14 protein-coding genes and 1 tRNA gene are annotated in these 24,414 nt (G+C 69.1%); 8 read left to right on the top strand and 7 right to left on the bottom strand.

Annotated features, from left to right (window positions below; genetic code table 11):
* The first annotated feature begins 40 nt into the window (after positions 1–40).
* From lgt to IM767_RS08750, 5 genes are all read left to right on the top strand, one after another.
* Complete coding sequence (lgt, locus tag IM767_RS08770; RefSeq protein ID WP_109209436.1) at positions 41–1,015, top strand: prolipoprotein diacylglyceryl transferase; 975 nt, start codon at positions 41–43, stop codon at positions 1,013–1,015.
* 73 nt (positions 1,016–1,088) lie between these two features.
* The gene (gltB, locus tag IM767_RS08765) at positions 1,089–5,696 is read left to right on the top strand and encodes a glutamate synthase large subunit (protein ID WP_109209435.1); all 4,608 of its coding nucleotides are present in this window, start codon (positions 1,089–1,091) and stop codon (positions 5,694–5,696) included.
* Complete coding sequence (locus IM767_RS08760; RefSeq protein ID WP_109209434.1) at positions 5,689–7,155, top strand: glutamate synthase subunit beta; 1,467 nt, start codon at positions 5,689–5,691, stop codon at positions 7,153–7,155. Before gltB ends, IM767_RS08760 begins: the two co-directional genes overlap by 8 nt.
* 48 nt (positions 7,156–7,203) lie before the next feature.
* The gene (gene pyk / locus IM767_RS08755) at positions 7,204–8,655 is read left to right on the top strand and encodes a pyruvate kinase (protein WP_109209433.1); all 1,452 of its coding nucleotides are present in this window, start codon (positions 7,204–7,206) and stop codon (positions 8,653–8,655) included.
* A gap of 347 nt (positions 8,656–9,002) precedes the next feature.
* Entirely contained in the window at positions 9,003–15,437 is a 6,435-nt protein-coding gene (locus IM767_RS08750) for a VWA domain-containing protein (RefSeq protein WP_162564221.1), read from the top strand.
* An 18-nt stretch (positions 15,438–15,455) separates the two neighbouring features.
* On the opposite strand, the gene IM767_RS08745 is transcribed toward IM767_RS08750, so the two are convergent.
* Positions 15,456–17,081, bottom strand: coding sequence for a RecQ family ATP-dependent DNA helicase (locus IM767_RS08745; RefSeq protein ID WP_109209431.1), 1,626 nt, complete (start codon positions 17,079–17,081; stop codon positions 15,456–15,458).
* A 146-nt stretch (positions 17,082–17,227) separates the two neighbouring features.
* On the opposite strand from IM767_RS08745, the gene IM767_RS08740 reads away from it, so the two are divergent.
* Positions 17,228–17,617, top strand: a complete 390-nt coding sequence (locus IM767_RS08740) for an SHOCT domain-containing protein (protein ID WP_109209430.1) — start codon at positions 17,228–17,230, stop codon at positions 17,615–17,617.
* Positions 17,618–17,684: 67 nt separating this feature from the next.
* On the opposite strand, the gene IM767_RS08735 is transcribed toward IM767_RS08740, so the two are convergent.
* The 5 genes from IM767_RS08735 to IM767_RS08715 form a co-directional block, all read right to left on the bottom strand.
* Positions 17,685–18,452, bottom strand: a complete 768-nt coding sequence (locus tag IM767_RS08735) for an ABC transporter permease (RefSeq protein ID WP_109209429.1) — start codon at positions 18,450–18,452, stop codon at positions 17,685–17,687.
* The gene (locus IM767_RS08730; RefSeq protein WP_109209428.1) at positions 18,449–19,264 is read right to left on the bottom strand and encodes an ABC transporter ATP-binding protein; all 816 of its coding nucleotides are present in this window, start codon (positions 19,262–19,264) and stop codon (positions 18,449–18,451) included. The genes IM767_RS08735 and IM767_RS08730 overlap by 4 nt, the downstream gene beginning before the upstream one ends.
* On the bottom strand, positions 19,261–19,629 hold the full coding sequence (locus IM767_RS08725) for a DUF1048 domain-containing protein (RefSeq protein WP_109209427.1): 369 nt from the start codon (positions 19,627–19,629) through the stop codon (positions 19,261–19,263). The genes IM767_RS08730 and IM767_RS08725 overlap by 4 nt, the downstream gene beginning before the upstream one ends.
* A gap of 2 nt (positions 19,630–19,631) precedes the next feature.
* Positions 19,632–19,994, bottom strand: coding sequence for a PadR family transcriptional regulator (locus IM767_RS08720; protein WP_109209426.1), 363 nt, complete (start codon positions 19,992–19,994; stop codon positions 19,632–19,634).
* Positions 19,995–20,186: 192 nt separating this feature from the next.
* Positions 20,187–20,269, bottom strand: a tRNA-Leu gene (locus IM767_RS08715).
* Between the two features lie 47 nt (positions 20,270–20,316).
* On the opposite strand from IM767_RS08715, the gene IM767_RS08710 reads away from it, so the two are divergent.
* On the top strand, positions 20,317–20,940 hold the full coding sequence (locus IM767_RS08710; protein ID WP_109209425.1) for an ANTAR domain-containing response regulator: 624 nt from the start codon (positions 20,317–20,319) through the stop codon (positions 20,938–20,940).
* A 283-nt stretch (positions 20,941–21,223) separates the two neighbouring features.
* Here IM767_RS08710 and IM767_RS08705 read toward each other — a convergent pair whose 3' ends face one another.
* Positions 21,224–21,661 carry a PaaI family thioesterase gene (locus IM767_RS08705; RefSeq protein WP_109209424.1) on the bottom strand — a complete coding sequence of 146 codons (438 nt, stop codon included), beginning with the start codon at positions 21,659–21,661 and terminating at the stop codon, positions 21,224–21,226.
* 80 nt (positions 21,662–21,741) lie between these two features.
* On the opposite strand from IM767_RS08705, the gene polA reads away from it, so the two are divergent.
* On the top strand, positions 21,742–24,399 hold the full coding sequence (polA, locus tag IM767_RS08700) for a DNA polymerase I (RefSeq protein WP_109209423.1): 2,658 nt from the start codon (positions 21,742–21,744) through the stop codon (positions 24,397–24,399).
* Positions 24,400–24,414 lie beyond the last annotated feature (15 nt).

Raw genomic sequence — 24,414 nt, 5'->3', positions numbered from 1 at the left:
GGCACCCCCAGCACGGATCCAACAAGGACACGGTTCTCCCATGATCAACGCCGCCGCGAGCGTCGTCGCCAGCATCCCGAGCCCGGAGATCAGCTACTTCGACATCGGCCCCCTGCGGATCCACATCTACGCGCTGTGCATCATCACGGGCATCATCGTCGCGGTGCTGTGGACCAACGCCCGCCTCACCAAGCGCGGGGCGGAGCCCTGGGTCGTCATCGACATCGCGCTGCTGGCGGTGCCCCTCGCCATCATCACGGCACGGATCTACCACGTGCTCACCCACTGGAGCTTCTACTTCGGCGAGGGTGCGAATCCCTGGTCCGCCCTGTACATCTGGGAGGGCGGCATCGCGATCTACGGCGCCCTCATCGGCGGCGCGATCGGTGCGTGGCTCGGATGCCGCTGGACCGGCATCCGCTTCTGGACCTTCGCCGACGCGCTGGCGCCGGGCCTCCTCCTCGCCCAGGCGATCGGGCGCTTCGGCAACTGGTTCAACCAGGAGCTCTACGGCCTGCCGACCGACGCCCCGTGGGGCCTCGAGATCGACTACCCGAACCCCGCCTGGCCGATCGGCCTCCCCGAGGGGACGCTGTTCCACCCCACCTTCCTCTACGAGGTGATCTGGAACGTCCTCGGCGTGCTGTTCCTGGTCTGGGTCGGTCGTCGCTTCCGCCTGCAGTGGGGCCGGCTCTTCGCCCTCTACCTCGTCTGGTACAGCGCCGGCCGCATCGTCTGGGAGTCGATCCGGATCGACCCGAGCGACATCTTCCTGGGCCTGCGCACCAACGTGTGGGCGGCGATCCTCGGCGTCGTGATCGGTCTCACGATCTTCTTCGTGCAGAAGCGCCGTCACCCGGGCTTCGAGCAGTCGCCCTATGTGTCCGGCCGCGAGTGGAACGCCGGACAGGCTGTACAATCGCAGAACAACACCGACGACTTCGTCGACGTCAGCGAACCCCCGACGTCCGAGGTCGAAGGGGCCAGCGCCACAAGCACTCCTGCCACGAACTAACGCCGCTCACCCCGAAGAGCGCGCCCAGGGCCGACGTCGTCCCATCTTGACTATCAACGTGAGGACGGTAGGTATGGCTTCGAGCCCCCGTCACAGCGCCTCTGCCGAGGCGACGACCCCCGCTTCGTCCGGCCGCGCCGGCTTCCCGCAGAAGCAGGGCATGTACAACCCTGCGTTCGAGAAGGACGCCTGTGGTCTGGCCATGGTCGCGACACTGCGCGGCGAGGCCGGGCACGACATCATCGACCTGGCGCTCACGGCGCTGCGCAACCTGGAGCACCGCGGTGCGATCGGGTCCGACGCGGGCACCGGCGACGGTGCGGGCATCCTCACCCAGATGCCGGACGCGTTCCTGCGCGCCGTCGTCGACTTCGAGCTGCCCACGGTGGGGGAGTACGCGGCGGGCATGGTGTTCCTGCCCCGCGACGACGAGGCGCGCTCGGCCCAGAAGGCGGGCATCGAGCAGATCGCGGCATCCGAGGGCCTCACCGTCCTCGGCTGGCGCGAGGTCCCCACCGCCGAAGAGAACCTCGGCAAGCTGGCGTTCGAGGCGCGCCCCGTCTTCGAGCAGCTCTTCGTCTCGCGGCCCGCCACCGGCGACGCGCCCGCGCTCTCGGGCATCGCCCTCGACCGCCGCACCTTCCGCCTGCGCAAGCGCGCCCGCACCGAGCTCGACGCGTACTTCGTGTCGCTGTCGGCGCGCACGCTGGGCTACAAGGGCATGGTCACGACGCTCCAGCTCGAGCCGTTCTACCCCGATCTGCAGGACGAGCGCTTCGCGTCCGAGCTCGCCGTCGTGCACTCGCGCTACTCGACCAACACGTTCCCGTCGTGGCCGCTCGCGCAGCCGCTGCGCATGCTCGCGCACAACGGCGAGATCAACACCGTCAACGGCAACCGCAACTGGATGCGCGCGCGCCAGTCGCAGCTCGAGTCGGAGCTGCTCGGCGACATCCGCCCGCTGCTTCCGATCTGCACCACCGGAGCGAGCGACTCGGCGTCGTTCGACGAGGTGCTCGAGCTCCTCACGCTGACCGGCCGGAGCCTGCCGCACGCCATCATGATGATGGTGCCGGAGGCCTACGAGAAGCAGGCCGACATCGACCCGAAGCTGCGGTCGTTCTACGAGTTCCACTCGATGCAGATGGAGCCGTGGGACGGCCCGGCCGCGCTGATCTTCACCGACGGCACGCTCGTCGGCGCGACCCTCGACCGCAACGGCCTGCGCCCCGGGCGGTGGACGGAGACGACCGACGGCCTCATCGTCATCGGCAGCGAGACCGGCGTGCTGGACTTCGAGCCCGAGCGCATCAAGCGCCGCGGACGCCTGCGCCCCGGCCGCATGTTCCTCGTCGACACGGCCGAGCGCCGCATCATCGAGGACGACGAGATCAAGGCGCAGCTGGCCGACCTCGAGCCGTGGCAGAAGTGGCTCGACGCGGGCCGTGTGCGTCTGGCCGACCTGCCCGAGCGCGAGCACATCGTGCACCCGATCGCCTCGATCACCCGCCGTCAGCGCACGTTCGGGTACACCGAGGAAGAGGTCAAGATCCTCCTCACCCCGATGGGGCAGACCGGCGCCGAGCCGCTCGGCGCAATGGGCTCCGACACGCCCGTCGCGGTGCTGAGCGAGCGTCCGCGCCTGCTGTTCGACTACTTCACGCAGCAGTTCGCGCAGGTGACCAACCCGCCGCTGGACTCGATCCGCGAAGAGGTCGTCACCTCGCTCGGACTCGGTCTCGGCCCCGAGCGCAACCTCCTCGAGTGGGGTCCCGAGCACACGCGCGTCGTGACGCTCGACTTCCCGGTGATCGACAACGACGAGCTGGCCAAGATCCAGCACATCGACACCGCGCTGCCCGGACGCACCTCGGTCACCATCCGCGGTCTATACCGCGTCGAGGCCGGTCACAAGGGCATGAAGAAGCGTCTCGAGCAGATGTGCCACGAGGTCGACCAGGCCATCGAGGACGGCGCCGAGTTCATCGTGCTCTCCGACCGCGACTCCAACAAGGACCTCGCGCCGATCCCGTCGCTGCTCATGCTGGCGGCCGTGCACCACCACCTCATCCGCAACCAGACCCGCATGAAGTGCGGTCTGGTGGTCGAGGCCGGCGACGTGCGCGAAGTGCATCACATCGCGACGCTCATCGGGTACGGCGCATCCGCCGTCAACCCCTACCTCGCGATGGAGACCGTCGAGTACCTGGTCCGGGCCGGCTTCATCACCGGCATCGCGCCGCAGAAGGCCGTCAAGAACCTGATCTACGCGCTCGGCAAGGGCGTGCTGAAGATCATGTCGAAGATGGGCATCTCGACCGTGTCGTCCTACGCGGGCGCGCAGGTGTTCGAGGCAGTGGGCCTCTCGCAGGACTTCGTCGACACGTACTTCACCGGCACCGAGTCCAAGCTCGGCGGCGTCGGCCTCGACGTCATCGCGGCCGAGAACGCGGCCCGGCACGCCTACGCGTACCCCGAGGATGCCGCGGTCCGCGCGCACGAGCGCCTGTGGACCGGCGGCGAATACCAGTGGCGGCGCGACGGGTCTCCCCACCTGTTCAACCCCGACACGGTGTTCCGCCTCCAGCACTCGACGCGCACGCGCCGCTACGACATCTTCCGCGAGTACACCAAGCTCGTGGACGACCAGGCGAACGAGCTGAAGACGCTGCGCGGCCTGTTCGCATTGAAGACGCAGGGCCGCACGCCCATCCCGATCGACGAGGTCGAGCCGGTGTCGTCGATCGTCAAGCGCTTCTCCACGGGTGCGATGAGCTACGGCTCGATCTCCAAGGAGGCGCACGAGACCCTGGCGATCGCGATGAACCGGATCGGCGGCAAGTCGAACACCGGTGAGGGCGGCGAGGACGTCGACCGTCTGCTCGACCCGGAGCGTCGCAGCTCGATCAAGCAGGTCGCCTCAGGGCGATTCGGCGTCACGAGCCTCTACCTCACCGAGGCCGACGACATCCAGATCAAGCTCGCGCAAGGCGCCAAGCCCGGCGAGGGCGGCCAGCTGCCGCCGACCAAGGTGTACCCCTGGGTCGCGCGGACGCGTCACGCGACCGCGGGCGTCGGGCTCATCTCGCCGCCGCCCCACCACGACATCTACTCGATCGAAGACCTCAAGCAGCTGATCTTCGACCTCAAGAGGGCCAACCCGGGCGCCCGGGTGCACGTCAAGCTCGTGAGCCAGTCGGGCATCGGCGCGGTCGCCGCGGGCACCGCCAAGGCGCTGGCCGACGTCATCCTGGTGTCGGGTCACGACGGCGGCACGGGCGCCAGCCCGCTGAACTCGCTGAAGCACGCCGGCACGCCGTGGGAGCTCGGCCTCGCCGAGACGCAGCAGACGCTCATGCTCAACGGCATGCGCGACCGCGTGGTGGTGCAGGTGGACGGTCAGCTCAAGACCGGTCGCGACGTCATCATCGGGGCGCTGCTGGGCGCCGAGGAGTTCGGCTTCGCGACCGCACCGCTCGTGGTCTCCGGCTGCATCATGATGCGCGTCTGCCATCTCGACACGTGCCCGGTCGGCGTCGCGACGCAGAACCCGGTGCTGCGCGAGCGCTTCAACGGCAAGCCCGAGTTCGTCGTGAACTTCATGGAGTTCATCGCCGAAGAGGTGCGGGAGTACCTCGCCGAGCTGGGCCTGCGCTCGCTCGACGAGGCGATCGGACGCAGCGACCTGCTCGACGTCGACGGCGCGGTCTCGCACTGGAAGGCGAGCGGGCTCGACCTCGGTCCGGTGCTCGACGGCCCGCTGTTCGCCGAGGACGAGCCCCGGCGCAACACCACGGCCCAGCTGCACGAACTCGACGAGCACTTCGACATCGCCCTCCTGGAGCGTGCGAAGGACGTCATCGAGAACGGCGGCGAGATCACGATCGACCTGCCGATCCGCAACACCGAGCGCGCGGTCGGCACGCTCCTGGGTCACCACGTGACCCGGGCGCGCGGCGAGAACGGCCTGCGATCGGGCAGCATCGTCGTCAACCTGACCGGCTCGGCCGGGCAGTCGTTCGGCGCCTTCATGCCCGCTGGCATCACGCTCCGGCTCGAAGGCGACTCGAACGACTACGTCGGCAAGGGGCTGTCGGGCGGGCAGATCGTCGTCCGCCCGCCGCGCGGCGCGACCTTCGACGCGTCGAAGAACGTCATCGCCGGCAACGTGATCGGCTACGGGGCGACACAGGGCACGATGTTCCTGCGCGGCGTGGTGGGCGAGCGCTTCTTCGTCCGCAACTCCGGCGCCACCGCGGTGGTGGAGGGCGTGGGCGACCACGCGCTGGAGTACATGACCGGCGGCCTCGCCGTGATCCTCGGCGCCACCGGCCGCAACCTCGGTGCTGGCATGTCGGGAGGCACCGCGTACGTGTACCGGCTCGACAGCAAGCTCGTCAACCGCGAGGCGCTCGCCTCGGGCGAGCTCGTCCTCGGCGAGCTGGGCTCGGGCGACGCCGAGATCCTGCGCGACCTGCTCGAGCAGCACGTCGCCGAAACCGAATCGACACTCGCCCAGGCGCTCCTCGACGACTTCGAGGCAGAGCTGGCGAACTTCGTCCGGGTCCTGCCGCGCGACTACGCCGCGGTGCTGCAGACCCGCCAGGAGGCCGTCGCCGAGGGGCTCGACCCCGACGGCGACGTCGTCTGGAACCGCATCCTGGAGGTGACGGGTGGCTGACCCGAAAGGCTTTCTGAAGGTCACCGAGCGCGAGCTGCCCACGCGGCGGCCGGTGCCGGTGCGGATCATGGACTGGAAAGAGGTCTACGAGCCGGGCGACTCGGCGGTGCTGCGTCGCCAGGCCGGACGCTGCATGGACTGCGGGGTGCCGTTCTGCCACCAGGGCTGCCCGCTGGGCAACCTCATCCCGGAGTGGAACGACCTCACGTGGCGCGGTGAGGGCCGCGCCGCCAGCGAGCGTCTGCACGCGACCAACAACTTCCCGGAGTTCACCGGCCGCCTGTGCCCCGCACCGTGCGAGAGCTCGTGCGTGCTCGGCATCAACCAGCCGGCCGTGACGATCAAGCAGATCGAGGTGTCGATCGCCGACGAGGCGTTCTCGAACGGCTGGATCGAGCCGGAGCCCCCCGGGCGCCTGACCGGCAAGACCGTCGCGGTCGTCGGCTCGGGACCAGCGGGCCTGGCAGCCGCGCAGCAGTTGACCCGCGCCGGCCACACGGTCGCGGTGTTCGAGCGCGACGACCGCATCGGCGGACTCCTGCGCTACGGCATCCCCGACTTCAAGATGGAGAAGAAGCACCTCGAGGCGCGCCTTCGCCAGATGCAGGACGAGGGCACGCGGTTCCGCGCCGGCGTCGAGATCGGCAAGGACATCTCGTGGTCCGACCTCCGCGCGCGCTACGACGCCGTCGTGATCGCCACCGGCGCGACAGTCCCGCGCGAGCTCGCGATCCCCGGTCGCGACCTCGCCGGCGTGCACTTCGCCATGGAGTACCTCGTCGAGTCGAACAAGGCTGTGGCCGGCGACGCCGTGCCCAACCAGATCACGGCCGAGGGCAAGCACGTCGTCGTCATCGGCGGCGGCGACACCGGCGCAGACTGCATCGGCACCGCGCACCGCCACGGAGCGCTCAGCGTCACGAACCTCGCCATCGGTCGCCGTCCTCCGGGGGAGCGCCCGGAGCACCAGCCGTGGCCGATGTTCCCCACGGTGTTCGAGGTGCAGTCCGCGCACGAAGAGGGCGGCGATCGCTCGTACCTCGCGTCGACCGTCGAGTTCCTCGCGAACGGCGCCGGCGAGGTCCGCGCCCTGCGTGTGGCCGAGACCGAGTTCGTCGACGGCCGCCGCGTGCCCAAGAGCGGCACCGAGCGCGAGATCCCCGCCGACCTCGTCCTCATCGCGATGGGGTTCACCGGCCCCGAGCGCGCGCTCCTGGAAGACCAGCTCGGCGCCCGCTTCACCGAGCGCGGCAACGTGCGGCGCGAGGACGACTACCAGACGACCGCCCCGGGCGTGTTCGTGGCCGGCGACGCCGGCCGCGGGCAGTCGCTCATCGTGTGGGCGATCGCAGAGGGGCGCGCCGCCGCAGCGAGCGTCGACCGCTTCCTCATGGGCGAGACGGAGCTGCCCGCTCCCGTCCGCCCGACCGATATCGCCATCGGCCTGCAGCCCGCGTAGGCTTGCCGAGGCACTCGCCAATTCACCCCTACCCGGAGAAAACCACGGATGAGACGCGCGAAGATCGTCGCCACCCTGGGTCCGGCCACATCCACGTATGAGATGGTCCGCGCGATCATCGATGCCGGTGTGGACGTCACCCGATTCAACCTGAGCCACGGGGACTACTCGGTCCACGACAACAACTTCGCCAACGTGCGCAAGGCGGCCGACGACGCCGGGCGCCCGGTCGCGATCCTCGTCGACCTGCAGGGTCCGAAGATCCGCCTCGGCAAGTTCGAGAACGGCCCCCACGAGCTCGCCGCGGGCGACATCTTCAAGATCACCACCGAGGACATCCTCGGCACCAAGGAGATCGTCGGCACGACGTTCAAGGGCCTCCCGCAGGACGTCAAGCCCGGCGACTTCCTCCTCATCGACGACGGCAAGGTGCGGGTGAAGGTCCTCGAGACCGACGGCACCGTGGTCACCACCGAGGTCGTCGTGGGCGGTCCGGTCTCCAACAACAAGGGCATCAACCTGCCCGGCGTCGCGGTGAACGTCCCCGCGCTGTCCGAGAAGGACGAGGCCGACCTGCGCTGGGGCCTGCGCGCCGGCGCCGACATCATCGCGCTGTCGTTCGTGCGCGACGCGAAGGACGTCCAGCGCGTCCACGTGATCATGGCCGAGGAGGGGCGCCACGTCCCCGTCATCGCCAAGATCGAGAAGCCGCAGGCGGTCGACAACCTCGAGGAGATCATCGACGCGTTCGACGGCATCATGGTCGCCCGCGGCGACCTCGCCGTCGAGCTGCCGCTGGAGGCCGTGCCGATCGTGCAGAAGCGCGCGGTCGAGCTCTGCCGCCGCATGGCGAAGCCGGTCATCGTCGCGACGCAGATGCTCGAGTCGATGACCCACTCGCCCGTCCCGACCCGCGCCGAGGCCTCGGACGTCGCCAACGCCGTCCTCGACGGCGCTGACGCCGTGATGCTGTCCGGCGAGACGAGCGTCGGGGAGTACCCGGTCGTGACCGTCGAGACGATGGCCCGCATCATCGGCTCCACCGAGGAGCACGGTCTCGAGCGCATCCTGCCGCTGACGACCAAGCCCCGCACGCAGGGCGGCGCGATCACCCTCGCCGCGCTCGAGGTGGCGGAGTTCGTCGAGGCGAAGTACCTCTGCATCTTCACGGAGTCGGGCGACACCGCGCGCCGCATGTCGCGCCTGCGCCCGCGCATCCCGATGATCGGCTTCACGCCGGAGCCCGGCATCCGTCGCCGCATGGCCCTCACGTGGGGCGTGCAGTCCACCCTCGTCGAGCACGTGGCGCACACCGACCGGATGTTCATCCAGGTCGACGACCACCTGCTGTCGAACGACCTGGCGAAGGTCGGCGACAAGGTGGTCGTGATCTCAGGATCGCCTCCCGGCATCATCGGCTCCACCAACGACATCCGCATCCACAAGGTCGGCGACGCCGTTCACGGCAAGGCGCCGATCTACAAGTCGGGCGAGCTGTAGGACGCACAGGCACAAGCACCCGCATCGGCCGCGCTCACGATCGTGAGCGCGGCCTTTCCGTTCCCGCACGAGGATGCGCAGGGATGTGCGCGGCGTGGCATACGCCTATTTTCGGCGCGCGACCTTATGCTATGCCGCTTTTGGTACTACTGTGTGGCGGGTCACCTGGGCGGTGGCACGGGGATAGCCGACCGGGGGCGGCATCAGGTCGTGGTCGGACGGCGTCGCGTCCCTATGAGAACGCGCGACCAACCTGCGAGGCGACCATGTTCCGCACGTCTTCCGTGAACCATGTCCACGTATCGAAGCGCTCGCGACGAGCCGGCGCCCGACTATTTCGGCGCGCGATGGCCCCGCTCACCGTGGTCGCCATCGTGGCGCTCGTCGCGGTGGGGCTGCCCTCGGGCGCGCTGGCCGATGAGGTGGTCGCCCCTGCCCCCTCGACCACGCCCACGCCGACCGACACGCCGACAGAACCGCCTGACGACACAGCAACCGATCCAGCGACGGTCGAGAGTGAGGAGCCGAGTCCCACGGAGGTGCCGGCGGATCCTCCACATCCCGAAGCACCCGCACCGTCGACAGCACCCGAGGACGCGCCCCCAGGCGCCGAGCCGGTGGCAGACGATGACTCGACGCAGATCGAGGAGCCGGCCCTCGACGCGGCGGAGCCGACGGATGTCGGCGTCTTCGCCGTTCCCGCACCGGGCGCGGGCGAGGCCGTCATCACGGTCCGCACCGGCGACACCCGCAGCCAGTCAGACCCCAACGCGATCGCCCCCTTGGCGGGCGTACAGCTGGGGCTCTTCACGACGCTCACCGGCGGCACGCAGCTCTTCACCTGCACCGCGGACGCGGAGGGCGACTGCAGCTTCGTCGTGCCCGACACCGGCGACGGCGGCGTCAACCGCGACCGCGAGATGTATGTGCGCCAGATCGCCCCTCCGGCCGGGACCTTCACCAACCCGCAGCTGCGCACCGGCGACGCCTTCGGCGGCGACAACCAGGCGACGAGCTACTCGTTCCGGGTCGGCCAGAACGTGGGCGGCACCTGGCAGGTCCGCGCCGGCAGCACCTACACGACCACCCCGCCCGCGGAGTTCATGGTGTCGTCGGGCAACACCAACCGGATCGCGTCGGGCGGTGTCTGGCAGACATCCCGCAACAACCCGGTGCTGCCGCAGCAGTGCGGACTCGACATCGCCCTCGTGATGGACCTCTCAGGATCGGTGAACCCGTCGATCGTCGCCGCGCGCGATGCTGCGAAGACCCTCGTGAACTCGATGGTCGGTACACCGTCGCGCATCGGGCTGTTCACCTTCGCGCAGAGCGCCCCGGCAAACAACACCAACAACCAGAACCGGCCGATCACGGCAGTCTCGACGGCGGCGGGCGCGGCGACGGTGAACGGCTGGATCGACGGTTTGACAGCGCCGACCAACGGCACCACGAACTGGGACCGCGGTCTCTATCAGGTGGCGACGGCGGCCACCTCGTACGACGTGCTCATCATCCTCACCGACGGTAATCCCACCGTGTACGGCACCGAGTCGGCGCCGGGCAACTTCACCCGCGTGCGCGAGGTGGAGAACGCGGTCTTCTCCGCGAACGCCGTCAAGGCGGAGGGCACGCGGATCGTGGCACTCGGCGTCGGCAGCGGGGTCAGCGCCCCGCAGACCGCGCTGAATCTTCGTGCGATCTCGGGTGGAAACGCCTACAACGGCTCGAACTCCGCGAGCGCCGACTATTACCAGACGGCGGACTACGCCGCTGCCGGCGACGCCATGCGCCAGTTGGCGCTGGGCAACTGTCAGGGCTCGGTGAGCGTCGTGAAGCAGGTCGTCCCGCCGAGCGGAGACCTCGCCGCGGCGACACCCGCCGGTGGCTGGGCGATTTCAGCCACCGCGCCGACGGCCGGCATCGCGATCGGCACACCGAACCCCGCCGACGGACTGACCGCCGCGGGCACCGGTTCGATCAGCTTCCCGCTCGACTACACGGGCGGAACCACCGACGGAACGGTGACCATCCGTGAGACCCAGCAGGCCGGGTTCACCCTGCTGCCGCAGGGCGGCGTCAATGCCGTGTGCCGGGACCTCAACACCAACGCGCTGATACCCGGCGTCACGAATGCCCCGACGGTCGACGGCCAACCCGGCGTGGTCGTGCCGGTCAGCCCGTCCACGGCCGCGAGCTGCGTGTTCTTCAACAGGCAGCCGAACCCGCCGGCCGAGCTCGTGGTCGACAAGCTGTGGGTCGTCAACGGCGCCCCCGCGGTGCCGCACGGCTCGCAGGATCCGTCGCTGTCAGCGAACGCAAGCGTCAACGGCGTGACGACCGGGTTCGGCGACACGACGGGCGGTCTCTCCGCCGGGCAGAGCGTCCCTGTCAACGAGAACGTCGGCACGCTGCCGACGCTGTGCACCCTCAACTCCCGGCTGGTGACCGCGTTCAACGGCGCACCCGCCGACTTCGATCTCGCTGCAGGGGACTACTCCGCCGTCCTCGCGGCCGGCACCAACACCGTGCAGATCACGAACACGGTGACGTGCCCGACGCGGCTCACTCTCCTCAAGGACGTGGACGGGGACGGCGTGCCCACCAACCTGTGGACGCTCGACGCGCTCACCCCACCGGGCGGTGCCGCCTTCCCCGCCGGCAACGACAGCGGCTCGGGCGTGACGGGCGACGTGACACCGGGACTCGTGTACCCGCTCGCCGAGTCGGGCGGCGACCCGCGGTACATCCAGGTCGACAACCGCGACCCGGTGCTGTCCGTTCCCGGCTCGACCGGCAGCTGGGCGTGCGTGCCGCGCGACGCCAACGGCAACCCGACCGGCGGAAACGCGGGCGGCCTGAACGGCGGCGTGATCGTGGGCTTCGGCACCTGGGTGCAGTGCACCGCGGTGAACCAGACCGCCCGGCTGACACTCCTGAAGGAGATCCAGCCCGAGGGCGGCGCGGCGACGCCGGCGACGTGGGACCTGACCGCCACGCCGCAGGGTCCACCGATTCCGGGACTGGACCCGCAGACGGTCAAGAGCGGGACGCAGATCTCCATCCGTCCGGGCACGGCGTACGTCCTCAGTGAGTCCGACGTGCCCGGCTACATCCAGCAATCGCTCCAGTGCGACGTGGGCAACGGCTTCGTCGACGCGACCAGCGTCACGCTGCCGCCGAACGGCGTGGGCACGTGTCGGTTCGTGAACGCCCCGATCGTGATCGAACACGACAAGAGCGTGGTCGCCGGATCGGTGACCCAGGGGGCGGACGGCACCTGGACCATCCAGTACCGCATCGACGTGATCAACTCGGGAACGGTGGCCGCGCCATACTCGCTGAGCGACGACCTGCACTTCGGCGCCGGCAACGACACTGGCGGTGCGACCTACACCGTCGCGGTGAACGGCAACCCCGGGCCCCTGCCGTGGTCCGGATCCGGGCCGCTGGCGACCGGCCGGACTCTGGGCGCCGGGTCCACCGACGTCTGGCTGATCACGGTCTCGGGCATCGCGGTCACGGGCCCCGACCTCACACCGGCCCAGACGGCGTGTCCGCAGGACGACAGCGACGGCGCGTTCAACAACGCAGCGGTTCTCACGGTCGCCGGGGTGCCGACGACCGACACGGCCTGCGACGCGCCCAGCGCGCCGACGGTCGAGAAGAGCGGTGCGACGGCCGTGCAGAACCCGGACGCCACATGGGACGTCACCTACACGATCACCGTGAGCAACACGGCGCCCGGCGCGAAGCCGAGCTTCTACTCTCTCACGGATGACCCCGGGTTCCCGGCGGAAGTGACGCTGAACTCCTACCGCATCGACGCCGGCGCATCCGTGAGCCCGGTGCCCGCCATCATCCCAGTCGTGAGCGACCAGCCCATCGCCGCCGGCGAAACCGATGTCTACACGATCACCATCAATGCGACCGTCCCGGCGGGCCTGCCGGCGGGAGAGCGCGAGTGCGATGTCGAGCAGGGTCCGGGCGCCGGCTTCTTCAACGAGATCGAGCTCACGAGCGGTGACATCGTGCGCGAAGACGTCGACTGCACGGAGATCGAGGAGGGCGGCCGTCCCACCGTCGAGAAGAGCGACCCGACGGTCGTCCAGGGCGGTGACGGCGTGTGGACGCTCGTCTACGACCTGACCGTCACCGGCAACGCGGAGTTCGTGTCGACGTACACACTGTCCGACACGCTGAACTTCGGCGGTGCGATCGACGTCCTGACCGCGTCGTGGACCGGTGAGGGCGACAGCGGATCGTGGGCGGACCCCGCGACGACGCCGACGGAGGTCATCGTCGGTCCCGTGCCGAAGGCGATCGGGATCGACGCGGTGCATGACTACACCGTCACGGTGACCGCGGCCGTCGACGCCGACGCGTTCGAAGACCCGACCACGCTGACGTGCGACGCGACCGAGGGCGAGCCGGACGTCGGCTTCCTGAACACCGCGACGCTCACGAGCGACGGCGTGCCGCAGACCGATACCGGGTGCGGCATCCCGGCGCGCCCGATCATCACGAAGGAGACCGACGGAACCGTCGTGAAGGTGGACGACCACTTCGAGGCGTCCTACACCATCACCGTCGCGAACGGCAGCGCCGACCAGGAGGTCGTCTACGACCTGCAGGACGTGCCCGACTTCTCCGGCGCGGTGCAGGTCATCGGACGGGAGGTGACCAGCGGCGATGTCACCGTGAATCCCGCGTGGAACGGTGCAAGTCCCACCAGCCACATGATCGTGGAGGACGAGACGCTGCCCGGGGGAGCCACGCACTCGTTCACCGTCACCGTGTCGTTCACAGTGCAGCTCGACGGCGCCGGCCCGGGGCTGCTGTGCGAGGGCGAGGGCGGCCAGGGCCTTCTGAACACGGCGACCGTCGTGTCGGGCGGCGAGTGGTCGGACGACGCCTGCCATGACGTTCCGGTCGTCGTCGAGATCCTCAAGGAATGGATCATCGACGGCGGTGAGCCGATCGCCTGGGACGACCCCGACCTTCCCGCGGGCTATTCCGCGCAGGGCACCATCGACGGTGTGAATGTGGACTGGGGCGTCGAGGTCGGACCGTACGCCCTCGGCGACGAGGTCAATGTCGATGAGACCGACGTCATCGTCCCCGAGAGCTGCAGCATCGTCAACACGGGAGACAACGGCACCGGACTCAAGGAGCTCACGGCGACTGTCAACTCCTTCACCGTCACCAATGAGGTGGAGTGCCCCGAGTACGACGTCATGATCGAAAAGTCCTACGAGCTCGAGGACGGCGAGACCGCGGTCGAGGCCGGCGACGAGTTCGAATGGGTCCTCACGGTGACCAACCTCGCTGATCCGGTCAACGGTCTGACGGTGACGGATCTCATCGATCCGGCGCTCGAGGTCGCCGGCCCTGCCACCTTCGACCCCGCCGCCGGCTGGACGCAGGATTCGGGTCCGACAGACAGTGCGTTCGAGGCGACCTTCACCGGCGTGTTCGCAAGCGATGCGGTCGCCGAGATCCGCATTCCGGTGCGGATGCTGCCCGAGCCTCCGATCGACGCACCTCCCGCGGTCGATCCGAGCGCTCCGCCGCCGCAGGTGCCGCCGCTGGACGAGAGCCCCATCCCCAACGAGGCGTGTGTGGCGCTGGTCGAGCCGCAGCCCGGTCTGGCCTCACCCGGGCAGGGCGAGGCGGAGCTCGCGCTCGCGCAAGAAGACATCGACCCTTCGAACAACTGCGACGACTCCGAGGTGCCCGTCAAGCGCATCTCGGCCGGAGCGTACGTGCGCTGCATCGCCGACGTTCCGTGGCTGTACTTCGACGTGCAGACGACGTCGTCGGTGGAGCCCGGCGAAATCACCATCACGTGGACGAGCGCTGACGGCACGCTCACGCGCGTCGACACCGTGCCCTGGGAGGAACGCGACGGGCGCCTTCTCTGGCCCGGGGCGGCGGTGAACGACGACGGCATCCCGTACCAGTTCCCCGGCTGGCGCCCTGTCACCGAGGCGGACCTCGCTGACCCGGCGTCCGTGGTCCCGGGCACCCGTTTCCTCGATCTGATCCTGGACGAGACCGACGCCACGTTCCCGTGGCGAGGCGAGACCTACACGCCGAGCGGCGACCCTGCGAATCCGTACACGGTGACGAAGGAGCCGCTCTCGGTGGAGTTCTCCATCAATCCCTCGCAGACGGTGCTCGCCGTCTACCCGCAGGCTCTGCCCACATGCGCGATCGACCGGCCGCCGCTGCTCGACATCGAGAAGACCGCGAGCACGACGTCGGCCAAGCCCGGTTCGTCCTTCGAATACACGCTGCAGGTGACCTCCACGGGCGAGGGGGCGGCTGAGCCGGTCACGCTGTTCGATGAGATCCCCGACGACCTGCGCGTCGACGCCATCACGACCGCACCGGCGCCCGCGTTCCCGCGCTGGGAGAACTGCGCGGTCACGGGCGCAGACTCCGCAGGCTTCGGCGGATCGCTGCGGTGCGATCTGCTCGGCGTGCTGGGTCCGAACATCACCGCCGCACCACCGGTGACTCTCGACGTGACGCTGCGCTCGACGACCAGAGCCACCAGCATCGTGAATACGGGCGAGGTCTGCTACGAAGACGCCGACGGCGTCGTGGACGGCGTCTTCTGCGCCGAGGACAACGTGACGGTCACGGTACCCCAGCCGCTTCCGGCGACAGGGTCCACCGGCGGCGACTGGCTGTGGCTCGGCGTGGGTCTGATCGTGCTCGGTGGATTGTCGCTGCTGTTCGTAGCCCGGCGTCGCTCCAGGACGGAGGCCGCCGACTGACGCGGGCCCTGTCCGTTCTCAGCCCGCGCGGCTGAGCAGTCCGTTCTCGATGACGGTGTCGAGGGCGAGCGTCTTGTAGCCCTGTTCTTCGAAGAACACGGTGAGACGGTCGCCCTCCACCGCCGAGACGGATCCACGGCCCCATTCCGCGTGCTCGACCGCTGAACCGGCGGGGAACGGCACGCCCGACTCGTCGACCGCCGTGTCGTCGACGACCCCCGCCTGGCACGTGTCGCAGTGCCCGCACGGCCCGGCGAGATCCTCGCCGAAGTACCGCAGCAGCACACGGCGTCGGCAGTCGCGCGTCTCGGCGTAGCGCCGCATCACGTCCAGGCGGGAACGCTCGATCCGCCCGCGACGCTCGGACGCCTCTTCTGCGGCGGCTGCGGCAGCGGACGCCGACACGGATGCCTCGACCACCGCTCCGCGCCGGCCGACGCGCACCGCGCCGCCCTCTGCCAGCAGGTTCAGCAGGTGCAGCGCCCGCCGGGGAGCGACGCCGAGTGCCGCGGCCAGCGCCTTCGCCGGAACGGGTCCCTCGGCGCGGGCGACAGCGCGGAAGGCCGCGGCGAGCTCGTCCCGGTCGACGGTCCGCGAGACGAAGTACTTGCGGATCCCGAGATCCTCCGGGCGGTAGAACAGCGTCGCCTCGGCCGGGGCGCCGTCCCGCCCGGCACGCCCGATCTCCTGGTAGTAGGAGTCCAGCGATTCGGGCACGGAAGCGTGGGTGACGAATCGCACGTCGGGCTTGTCGATGCCCATCCCGAACGCGTTGGTGGCCACGACGACGTCGACGCCGTCGTCCAGGAAGGCGCGGTGCGCGGCTTCCCGCTCGACCCTGGACAGGCCTGCGTGGTAGACGCCGACGCGCTTCCCGCGCTCGGCGAGCGCGGCGGCGTACTGCTCGGCCTCCCTGCGGGTCGCGGTGTAGAGGAGCCCCGACCCGCCCGTCGACGCGACCGACTCGATGACGGCATCGCGCTTGTCGTCGGCGGTGACGATGCGGCGGACCGTCAGCTCGAGATTCGGCCGATCCACGCCCCGGACGATCACCTCAGGATCGTGCAGCCCCAGCCGCTCGGCGATCTCGGCGCGCACCGGTTCGGCCCCGGTCGCCGTGAGAGCGACGATCGGCGGGGCGCCGAGCCGCTCTCGGACGGCGCCCAGCCTCAGATAGTCCGGACGGAAGTCATGCCCCCAGCTCGCGACGCAATGCGCCTCGTCGACGGCGAACAGCCCGACGCCGACGGCACGCAGCCGGTCGATCACGTCGTCCTTGGACAGTTGTTCGGGCGTGAGGAAGAGGCATCCGATCCGTCCCTCGGTCACCTCGCCCCACAGATCATCGGCTGCGCGCTCGGTGAGCGTGGAGTTCAGCACCGCGCCCCTCGGCGCGTGCGGTGCGGACGCGAGCTGGGCGACCTGATCGTCCTGCAGTGCGATGAGCGGCGAGACGACAAGCGTGAGGCCCTCGCGAAGGTGACCGGCCAGTTGATACACGGCGGACTTGCCCGCGCCGGTGGGCAGGATCACGATCGCATCCCGGCCGGCTGCCAGCGCCGCGATCGCCTCGGACTGCCCCTCCCGCAGAGCCTCCCATCCGAAGATCTCGCGTGCCGTCCGGGCGATCTCGGAGTGGCGCATCCGGGTCCTTCCCCCTCGTGTCGGAGGGGCAATCCTCGCATCGCGGGAGGATCTCGCCGGCGGGCTTGACACAGTGCCGGTGTGTCGTATGCGGCTCGTTCACAGCGCGCTACGCTATCGCCACCATCTCTCGCCGAAGGGGCACCATGTTCTTCAACGACTTCATCTGGTTCCTGCTGTGGAGCTTCTACTTCATCGCGTACCTGTACGTGGTCATCGTGATCATCACCGACCTGTTCCGCGACGAGAAGCTCAACGGCTGGCTCAAGGCGCTGTGGATCATCGCACTGGTGTTCGTGCCGTTCCTCACCGCCCTGATCTACATCATCGTCAACGGCAAGGGCATGGCCCAGCGCGCGGCGGCCGCACGCGGGGGAGTCGTGCCCGAGTCCGACGAGTACCGTCCCTCGGCCTCTTCGAGCCCCGCGGAAGACATCGCCAAGGCCAAGGCGCTGCTCGACGCCGGCACGATCACGCAGGGCGAGTTTGATGCGCTCAAGAGCAAGGCGCTGGGCAACCAGTACTTCGGCGCCTAGCCCGCGGACAGCAGAAGAGCGGATGCCTCGGTTCGAGGCATCCGCTCTTCTTGGTGTCAGCGGTCGATCAGCTGATCTTCCGACGGTAGATCGCCATCGACCCGATGTAGGCGGCGACGAGGATCCCGACGAGCCAGGCCATCGCCACCCAGATGTCGGAGCCGACGGGCTGGCCGGCGAACAGCGCCCGCATGGAGTCGACGATCGACGTCACGGGCTGGTTCTCGGCGAACCACTGCACCGGTGCCGGCATGCTCTCGGTGGGCACGAACGCCGAGCTGATGAACGGCAGGAAGATGAGCGGGTACGAGAACGCGCTCGCACCGTCCACCGTCTTGGCCGTGAGGCCCGGGATCACCGCCAGCCAGGTGAGCGCCAGCGTGAACAGCACCAGCATGCCCGCCACGCCGAGCCACGCGCCGAAGCTCGCGCCGGTGCGGAAGCCCATCAGGAGCGCCACGCCGATGACGATGGCGAGTGACACCAGGATCGACACCAGCGATGTCAGCACGTGCGCCCACAGCACGCTCGACCGCGAGATCGGCAGCGACTGGAACCGCTCGAAGATCCCGCCCTGCATGTCGAGGAACAGGCGGTACGCCGTGTAGGCGATGCCGGACGCGATCGTGATGAGCAGGATGCCGGGCAGCATGTAGTCGATGTACGACCCCTGGCCTGCGCCGAGCTCGATCGCCCCGCCGAACACGTAGACGAACAGCAGCATCAGCGCGATCGGCGTGACGGCGGTGGTGATGATGGTGTCGGGACTGCGCAGGATGTGACGCAGCGACCGACCGGTGAGCACGGCGGTGTCGCCGATGACGTGAGCGGTCATCGCCCTTCCTTTCGTGTCTGCGGAGCGCCGGACTCGGCGGCTCCGGGTTCTGCGGTGTCGGTCTCGCCGGTGAGCGCGAAGAACACGTCCTCGAGGCTGGGCTGCTTCTCGACGTACTCGACCTTCGCCGGCGGCAGCAGCGCCTTGAGGTCGCCCAGCGTGCCGTTGACGATGATGCGTCCCTTGTGGAGGATCGCGATGCGGTCCGCGAGCTGCTCAGCCTCTTCGAGGTACTGCGTGGTGAGGAGCACCGTGGTGCCTCCCCGGGCGAGCTCCTTGACCGCCTCCCACACTTCGATGCGCGCCGCGGGGTCCAGCCCCGTCGTCGGCTCGTCGAGGAAGATCACCGGCGGGTTGCCGATGAGGCTCATGGCGATGTCGAGCCGCCGGCGCATGCCGCCGGAGTACGTCGCCACCTTGCGGGCGCCGGCGTCGGTCAGCGAGAACCGTGCCAGGAGGCCGTCGGCGATCGCGCCCGGGTCGGGCAGGTGACGCAGCTGGGCGATCAGCACGAGGTTCTCACGACCGCTGAGCACCTCGTCCACGGCGGCGAACTGCCCCGTGAGGCTGATCGTCTCGCGCACCTTCTGCGCCTTGCCGGCGACGTCGAAGCCGGTGATCGTCGCGACGCCGGCGTCGGCCTTCATCAGCGTCGACAGGATCCGCACGACGGTGGTCTTGCCCGCGCCGTTGGATCCGAGGAGGGCGAAGATGCTTCCCCGCTCCACGTCGAAGTCGACGCCGCGCAGCACATGCAGGTCCTTGAAGGACTTCTCGAGGCCCTTGACCTCGATGGCGGCGGTGGTGGTCATTCTCCCTCACTCCGTTCTGCGTCGTCGATCGCCTTGTTCAGACGTGCGCGCTCCTTGTCGATCCACTGCTTGCCCGAGTAGGCAGCGGTGAACTCCTCCGCGAACGCCGACGGATCCTCGCCGACGATGTCGCGGACCGGCGTGCCGTCGGCCGCCGCGCGCTCCCAGAGGTCGGCGGAGTCGCTGAGCATCTGGATCATCGTCTCGCCGTCGGTCATGCCGCCGACGGTCATGAAGTACCGGTCCAGCGCCTTCGCGGCCGTGCGATACGGCTCGGGAAGCGCCTCGACGCGGGCCTTGTACTGCTTGTACTGCTTCTTCTGCTCGATCGAGCCGGTGACGACTTCGTACCACTTGGCGGCCATGATCAGTCCTCTTCCTGGGGGGTGGTGTTGTCTTTGTCTGCGTTCTGACGGTGGAGCGACTCGATGCGTTCTGCGAGGAAGCTCCAGGTCCTCCAGAACTCGGCCAGCTGCTCGCGGCCCTGTGCGTTGAGCGAGTACACCTTGCGAGGCGGACCCTTCTCCGACGGGACCTTCTCGACGTCGACGAGGCCCCGCTGCTCGACCCTGACCAGCAGGGCGTAGACAGTGCCTTCCGCGATGTCGGAGAAGCCCTGGTCGCGCAGCCACGAGGTGATCTCGTAGCCGTACGCCGGCCTGCCGGAGAGGATCGCGAGCACGATGCCCTCCAGCGTGCCCTTGAGCATCTCGGTCTCCTGCTTGCCCATGGCGCACCTCCTTCGTTCTTGCTACTCAGTGATGTTGACTACCACTAGAAAGTAACACTAGGTACCGGTACTTAGCAACACCGAATACCAACTTTTTTGCGCGAGGGTCGCGAGCGGCTCAGCTGCCGCAGGAAAACGCAGAAGAGCGGATGCCTCTGATCGAGGCATCCGCTCTTCGCGAAGTCGGGGGAGTGCCGGTGGTGGGAGTCGAACCCACACGCCCTTGCGGGCAACCGAGTTTGAGTCGGTCGCGTCTGCCATTCCGCCACACCGGCCCGCGCGGCGTGCCGCGCGTCCGCGATTGACCATACCGTAGGATTCAATGGTGACTGAGCAGGAGCAGACCGCCGCATCGACGGCATCCACCCCCCGTCGCGTCGTGGTCGCCGAGGACGAGTCGCTCATCCGGCTCGACATCGTCGAGATCCTTCGCGACAACGGATTCGACGTCGTCGGCGAGGCCGGCGACGGCGAGACGGCGGTGGCCCTGGCCACCGAACTGCGTCCCGACCTCGTCATCATGGACGTCAAGATGCCGCAGCTCGACGGCATCTCCGCCGCCGAGAAGCTGAGCAAGAACCACATCGCCCCGGTCGTGCTGCTCACCGCCTTCAGCCAGAAGGAGCTCGTCGAGCGCGCGAGCGAGGCCGGCGCCCTGGCCTACGTCGTGAAGCCCTTCACGCCCAACGACCTGCTGCCTGCGATCGAGATCGCCCTGGCCCGCTACGAGCAGATCATCACGCTCGAGGCCGAGGTCGCCGACATGGTCGAGCGCTTCGAGACCCGCAAGCTCGTCGACCGCGCCAAGGGCCTGCTCAACGAGAAGATGGGTCTTTCCGAGCCCGAGGCCTTCCGCTGGATCCAGAAGGCGTCGATGGACCGCCGCCTCACCATGCAGGACGTCGCCAAGGCGATCATCGAGCAGCTCGCGCCCAAGAAGGGCTGATCAGACTTCAAGAAGAGCGGATGCCCCGGCCCTGGGCATCCGCTCTTCTTCGTCTGCTCGCCGCAGCATCTTTCCGTCTCGCCCCGCCCCTGCTTCTCCGGCCAGAGCCCGTGCTGTCACCGAGCGCCCACGCCGTGCGCCGTGATTGACATGGGCGTTGGATGACAGCGCGAGCTCTGGCCGGGCTGAGGCGGGAGACGCATGCCGCGTGCCGGCCGCCACGCGAAACCTCGCAGCCACGCCTTTGAGTCGCGACCCACCCGACGACGTGGGGAACCGAGGCTCAGCGACCGGACTGCGGCAGGTCCTTGATGTGGTTCGTGATGCGCACCGTGGAGCAGCGACGGCCCTGGTCGTCGGTCAGCACGATCTCGTGGACCGTGAGGCTCCGACCGAGGTGAAGCGGTGTGCACACGCCCGTCACGTAGCCCTCGGTCGCCGAGCGGGTGTGCGTCGCGTTGATGTCGACGCCGACGGCCAGCCGCCCGGGGCCGGCGTGGTAGTTCGCGTGCATGGATCCGAGCGACTCGCCGAGCACGACGTACGCGCCTCCGTGGAAGAGCCCCACAGGCTGGGTGTTGCCCGCCACCGGCATACGTGCGACCGCCCGCTCGGACGTGAACTCGAGCCACTCGAAGCCCATCTTCTCGGCCAGCGCGCCGATGCCGCGGCCGGTCGCCCACTCCAGGGCGTCCTCGTGGGCGACGGATGTCTCGGGCATGACTTCACCTTCAGCGGCGGGGGAGGGGGCGGCGTTCCGCGCGGGGCGGGACTGTCGTCGGCCCTGACTAGGCTTGCAGGGTGACGGACTCCGCAAAGCCTACCCTTCTCGTCGTGGACGGCCATTCGCTGGCGTATCGGGCGTTCTACGCCCTCCCGGTGGACAACTTCTCGACGAAGGACGGGCAGCACACGAACGGGATCTACGGGTTCCTCGCGATGCTGATCAACCTGATCAAGGCGGAGAAGCCGACCCACCTCGCGGTCGCTTTCGACACCTCGCGGCAGTCGTTCCGCACCCGGGAGTACACCGAGTACAAGGCCAACCGCTCCGAGACGCCGTCCGAGTTCAAGGGCCAGATCCCGCTGCTCCAGGACTGCCTGGCGGCCATGAGCATCCGCGTGCTGCAGCAGGAAGACATCGAGGCCGACGACATCCTCGCGACCCTCGCGACGCAGGGTGCCCAGCAGGGGTTCCAGGTGCTCGTGTGCTCGGGCGACCGCGACACCATCCAGCTCGTCAACGACGACATCACGCTGCTGTACCCGAACGTGCAGGGCGTCTCGCAGCTCAAGCGCTACGACCGGCAGGCCGTGATCGACCGCTACGGCGTGCCGCCCGAGCAGTACCCCGACATCGCGGCGCTCGTGGGCGAGACCAGCGACAACCTTCCGGGTGTTCCCAAGGTGGGCGAGAAGACGGCCGTGAAGTGGCTCACCCAGTTCGGCTCGCTCGACGCGCTGCTGGAAGGCGCCGACTCGATCAAGGGCGTCGTGGGCGGCAACCTGCGGGACCACCTCGACGACGTACGCCGCAACCGCCGCCTCAACCGGCTGCTGACCGACGTCGAGCTGCCGCTGAGCCCCGGCGATCTCGAGGTCCAGCCCATGGACGCCCAGGCGGTGCGCGACATCTTCTCGCGGCTCGAGTTCAAGACGCTCATCCCGCGCGTCGCCGAGCTGGCCGGCATCGAGCAGCAGATGGCGGCGGTCTCGTCGGCGGCCGCCGAACTCGCGCCGGTCGCGAAGGCGCTCGCACCCGCCGAGTTCGCGGCGTGGGTCGCCGAGGCCACCGGCGAGCTGGGCGTGACCATCACCGTCGAAGGCGGTCTTCCGGCCCGCATCGGCGTGGCGACGACGGATGCCGCGGCCGAGGCCGACTGGACGCCCGAGCTCGCCACGGCTCTGACCCCCTGGCTGGCCTCCGATGCGCCGAAGGCGTTCGCCGACGCGAAGCCGCAGGTGAAGGCGCTCCGCCGCGCCGGGCTGCAGCTCGGTGGTCTCACCTTCGACGTGATCCTCGCCGGCTGGCTGCTGCGACCCAGCTTCCCCGACAAGACGCTCGCCGACCTCGTGGACCGGTACCTCGACGAGAAGCTCCCCGAATCGGACCCCTCGCAGCTCGTTCCCGAGACCGAGGGTGCCACCACCGGACAGTTCTCGTGGTACCTCGCGCGCGTCGTCCGCGCGATCCGGGCCGAGATGCCGCCGAGCGTCGCCGCGGTGCTCACCGACATCGAGCTGCCGACGCTCCACACCCTCGCCGACATGGAGCTGGCCGGTGTCGCCGTCTCGCACGAGACGCTCACCCAGTTCTCCGGCGAGCTCGGCGCCCGCGCCGACGCGCTCGCACAGGACGCCTACGCCGCGATCGGCCGCGAGGTCAACCTCGGCTCGCCGAAGCAGCTGCAGGAAGTGCTGTTCGAGGAGCTCCAGCTGCCGAAGACGCGCAAGACCAAGACCGGCTACTCGACGGATGCCGCGGTTCTCGCCGATCTCCAGGAGACCAACCCCCACCCGTTCCTCGACCTGCTCCTGCAGCACCGCGAGGCCACCAAGCTGCGCCAGATCATCGAGTCGCTCGACAGCGCGATCGGCGGCGATCGCACGAGCGGGGCCGACGGGCGCATCCACACCACTTACGTCCAGACCGGCAGCCAGACCGGGCGTCTGTCGAGCACGGATCCGAACCTGCAGAACATCCCGATCCGCACGGAGGAGAGCAGGCGCATCCGCTCCGCCTTCACTGTGGGCGAGGGCTACGAGACGCTCCTCACCGCCGACTACTCGCAGATCGAGATGCGCATCATGGCGCACCTCTCCGGCGACCCGGGACTGATCGAGGCGTTCAACTCCGGCGAGGACACCCACCGCTTCGTCGGCTCGCGGGTGTTCGGCGTGGCACCTGAAGACGTCTCACCGGCCATGCGCACCAAGGTCAAGGCCATGTCGTACGGCCTCGTCTACGGGCTCTCCGCGTTCGGCCTCTCCAAGCAGCTGCGCATCGAGCAGTCCGAGGCGAAGCAGCTGATGCTGGAGTACTTCGCCCGCTTCGGCGCGGTGCGCGACTACCTGCGCTCTTCGGTCGAGCAGGCCCGCATCGACGGCTACACCGAGACGATCTTCGGCCGCCGGCGGCCGTTCCCCGACCTCGCGAGCCCCAATCGGGTGCTGCGCGAGAACGCCGAGCGCGCAGCGCTCAACGCGCCGATCCAGGGCAGCGCGGCCGACATCATGAAGGTCGCGCTCTTCCACATCCACGACGACTTCGCCGCGGAAGGCCTGCGCTCGCGGGTGCTGCTGCAGATCCACGACGAGCTCGTGATCGAAGTCGCGCCAGGGGAGTGGGACGCCGCGGAGCGGATCGTTCGCACGCGCATGGGCGATGCCGCCCAGCTGTCGGTGCCGCTCGACGTGCAGGTCGGCCGGGGCGCGAACTGGGACATCGCCGGCCACTGACCTCACGCGCTCGCA

The organism is Microbacterium ureisolvens, assembly GCF_015278315.1.
In the GTDB taxonomy this organism is placed as follows: Bacteria; Actinomycetota; Actinomycetes; order Actinomycetales; family Microbacteriaceae; genus Microbacterium; species Microbacterium ureisolvens.
The sequence above is the reverse complement of the archived record's forward strand: the minus strand, read 5'-3'. Positions and strand labels throughout refer to the sequence as shown.